Origin of the sequence: Microbacterium sp., assembly GCF_031178525.1 — a bacterium.
Taxonomy (GTDB): domain Bacteria; phylum Actinomycetota; class Actinomycetes; order Actinomycetales; family Microbacteriaceae; genus Microbacterium.
In genome coordinates, this window is sequence record NZ_JAPSJA010000242.1 from 1 (window position 1) to 3,502 (window position 3,502).

Below are 3,502 nucleotides of genomic sequence, written 5' to 3' on the forward strand. Positions count from 1 at the left end.
GCGCTTCTCGACCGCGGCGCGCGGCACCTCGTGACATCCCCGATCGAGCACGACTCGATCCTGCGCTCGGCCGACTTCCTCCAGCGCGTGCACGGCTTCGAGGTCACGCGCGTGCCGGTGGACGCATTCGGGCTCGTGGATGCGTCGGACGTCGCGTCGGCCGTGCGGGACGACACGGCGCTGGTGTCGATCGCGTACGCCAACAACGAGGTCGGCACGGTGCAGGATGTCCCGGCGCTGCGCGCGGCCGCCGGCCGGACGCCGTTCCACACCGATGCCGTGCAGGCCGCGGGCTGGCTCCCGCTGTCGGACCCGGGCGTCGACGCCCTGACGATCGCGGGCCACAAGCTCGGTGCCCCCAAGGGCACGGGCGCACTCGCCGTGCGCGGCCGCGTGCCGATCGAGCCGCTGCTGCACGGCGGCGGACAGGAGCGCGGCCGCCGCAGCGGCACCGAGTCGGTCGCGGGGGCGGTCGCTCTCGCCACCGCGCTCGAACTGGCCGAGGCCGAACGCGCGACCAACGCCGCGCGCGTCGCGGCGCTGCGGGACGAGCTCGTCGCCCGGGTGCGGGCACTCGTGCCGTCGGCTCGTCTGACCGGGCATCCGGATCGGCGGCTTCCCGGCACGGCGAGCTTCACCTTCGCGGGCACGAACGGTGAGACCGTGCTGCTCGAACTCGAGCGCCGCGGCATCGTGTCCTCGAGCGGGTCGGCCTGTGCCGCGGGAAGCTCCGATCCGTCGCACGTCCTGCTGGCGCTCGGACTGTCTGCCGAGATCGCCCAGACCGCGGTCCGCATCACGCTCGCGCACGACCACCACGCGCCGCTGGAGCCCGTCGCGGCTGCGATCGCGGCATCGGTCGCGGCGGTGCGCGTGTGACGGCGGAACGCCCAGCCCCGCGCCGCGCCCGGCCGCAGCGGCCATAGGATCGCGAGGTGCCCACCCCCGAGCCGCTCGTGACCGTGATCGTGCCCGGGTGGAACATCGCCCGCTACGCCGCCGAGGCCCTCTCCTCGCTGCGTGCGCAGACGCTCGGCGCGTGGCGCGCCATCCTCGTCGACGACGGATCCACGGACGGCACGGGCGACGTGTTCGCGGACTTCGCGCGGCGGGATCCGCGTTTCGCGCACGTGACGCATCCCGCGCAACGCGGCCTCGGTGCCGCGCGCAACACGGGGCTCGAACGCGTCGAGACGCGCTACGTCGGCTTCCTCGACGGCGACGACGTCATGCTGCCCCGGGCACTCGAGCTGCTCGTCGGCTCCCTCGAGAGCACCGGCAGCGACATCGCGGTCGGGCAGTACACGCGCCTGCGGCCCGGCCCCGGCGGGTACGAGCCGTCCCCCGTGCAGCCGTGGGTGCACGACTCGACCGTCCCGGCACGCGCCGGGGTGACGCTCGCGGATCATCCGGACGTCACGTCCAACATCGTCGCGTGGTCGAAGGTGAGCCGCGCCGAGTTCTGGCGCGCGCATCACCTGCGCTTCCCGCAGGGACTGTACGAGGATCAGGCCGTCACGCAGACGATGTACGTCCGCGCCCGCGCGATCGACACGATCGCCGAGCCCGTCGTGCACTGGCGCGTCCGCGCCGAGGGCACCTCGATCACGCAGCACGAGGCCGATCCTGCCGTCCTCACCGCCGTGCTCGATGCGCTGCGCGAGGGTCTGGACATCCTGCGTCGGGAGGGCCCGGATGTCGCCGTGCAGGCTCGGATCGGACAGATCCTGCGGATGGACGTCCCGCGTCTGGAGGCCCTCGACCTCGACACGGCATCGCGCGCGGCGGTCGAGGACTTCGCCGCCGAGCTCGACGAGATCCTGATGACCGACCTGCCCCGAAGTGACGGCTTCTCGGCCGCATCGACGTCAGATTCGGGCAAGCCGGGTGCGCTGGCTCAGGATCGCGGAGCGTAGGTCGGCCAGCAGCGCTGCGGGATCGTCCAGGTCGGCCTGCGTGACGGTGAGGTAGACCCAGCCGAGCGCCTCCAGCCGGCGGCGGCGACGCAGATCCTTCCGCCACTGCGCGGGGCTGCGATGGTGATCGCCCTCGTACTCGACGTCGATCTTCAGCGCCCTCAGCACGAGGTCGCCGCGCGCGACGAACCCGCCGTCGTCGTCGCGGATGACGCCGTTCACCTCGAACGCGTCGAACCCGTGGTCCTGCAGCAGCACGCGCAGCTCCGACTCCTTCGGCGATTCCGCCCGATGGTCCAGGCGGGCGAGCGCCGCGCGCAGCATCGGACGGCGTAGCCGTCGCGGATACCGCTCGATCGCCGCCGCGATCTCGCGCCGCATCCTGGCGGCACCCCACCGGCGCAGCAGGTGATCCCCCACTCCGACGAGCTCCGCGGTGCTCAGCTGATCCGCGAGGTCGCAGAACATCCGTCCGCGCGACGTGCACGGCACGTCCGACGACACCATCGTGGCCTCCGGTGCCAGCTGCCGCTGATGCCCCACCACGCCGCTTCCGCGGCGAGCGCGCGTTCCGACGGGCGTGGTGATGTGGATCTTCGCCGCCTCCGTCAGCCGGCGCGGGAGCGGCGCCTTCATGAGGAGCGCGGCGGTGACGTGGCTGTACACCGCTTCGGGCGGCAGCATGAGCGCCCTCGCTCGGAGCTCCGATGCCAGGTCGGTCACCCCCGCCGGAAGCCTGGTGCCGTACGCCGGCCGGCGCAGGTCCGCGCCGCGACGCCGGCGGGCGGACAGCCCCGAATCCGCCACGCGGAAGGCCTGACCACGGAGATGCTCGGGAAGAGGTGCGTGCGGGGTCATGGGCCCAGCATCCGCGCCTCTCTCGCCGCGATGCTCCGCTCTCCCCCGCTCGGGGAACCATCCGCCACACTTCGACGCCTGGGGACGAGCCTCCGCGGATGCGTTTGCCTCGAACTGACGCCGAAACCGCCTCCGGGACGTCAGTTCGGGGCAAACGGCGCACCCGACCGCGGCGGCGCGACCGCGTCAGGCCTCGGGAACCGGCGGCACCGGTGGCCCCACCACGACGGGCGCGGGCGGCAGCGTGCGATCCTCGACCGGTGGCCGGTCGGCGCGGCGCTCCGGATGGTCCGCCTCCTCGTTCACGACCTCCGCCTCGAGCACGCGGCTCGCGGCCAGCTGCTCTTCCGCGAGCTCGGCGTACAGGCCGCCGAGTGCGATCAGCTCGGCGTGCGTGCCCGATTCGACGATCCGGCCGGCCTCCACCACGTGGATCACGTCGGCGTCGATCACGGTCGAGAGGCGGTGCGCGATCGACAGCGTGGTGCGGCCGGCCGCGGCGGTCTCGAGAGCCTCCTGCACGATCCGCTCCGACACGGTGTCGAGCGCGCTCGTCGCCTCGTCCAGCAGCAGCACGGGCGGGTCCTTGAGCAGCACGCGGGCGATCGCGATGCGCTGCTTCTCGCCGCCCGACAGCCGGTAGCCGCGCTCGCCGACGACCGTGTCGTAGCCGTCCTCGAAGCCGGCGATGATGTGGTGGATGTTCGCCTTGCGGCACGCCTGCTCGA

General features: G+C 73.2%; 4 protein-coding genes. 2 read left to right on the plus strand and 2 right to left on the minus strand.

All coding sequences use genetic code 11. The annotated features are described in order from the left end of the window. A partial coding sequence (locus RIF89_RS12380; protein ID WP_309069411.1) for a cysteine desulfurase family protein occupies positions 1-879 on the plus strand: 879 nt, incomplete at its 5' end. A gap of 56 nt (positions 880-935) precedes the next feature. Next, entirely contained in the window at positions 936-1,916 is a 981-nt protein-coding gene (locus RIF89_RS12385; protein ID WP_309069412.1) for a glycosyltransferase, read from the plus strand. Here RIF89_RS12385 and RIF89_RS12390 read toward each other — a convergent pair. Beyond that, complete coding sequence (locus RIF89_RS12390) at positions 1,869-2,774, minus strand: hypothetical protein (RefSeq protein WP_309069413.1); 906 nt, start codon at positions 2,772-2,774, stop codon at positions 1,869-1,871. The genes RIF89_RS12385 and RIF89_RS12390 overlap by 48 nt on opposite strands. 186 nt (positions 2,775-2,960) lie before the next feature. After that, the coding region (locus RIF89_RS12395) for an ATP-binding cassette domain-containing protein (RefSeq protein WP_309069414.1) at positions 2,961-3,502 on the minus strand (542 nt) is incomplete at its 5' end.

Bases quoted from the DNA above. Each gene is read 5' to 3' on its own strand.
- RIF89_RS12390 (WP_309069413.1), bottom strand. From the start codon at position 2,774: ATGACCCCGCACGCACCTCTTCCCGAGCATCTCCGTGGTCAGGCCTTC.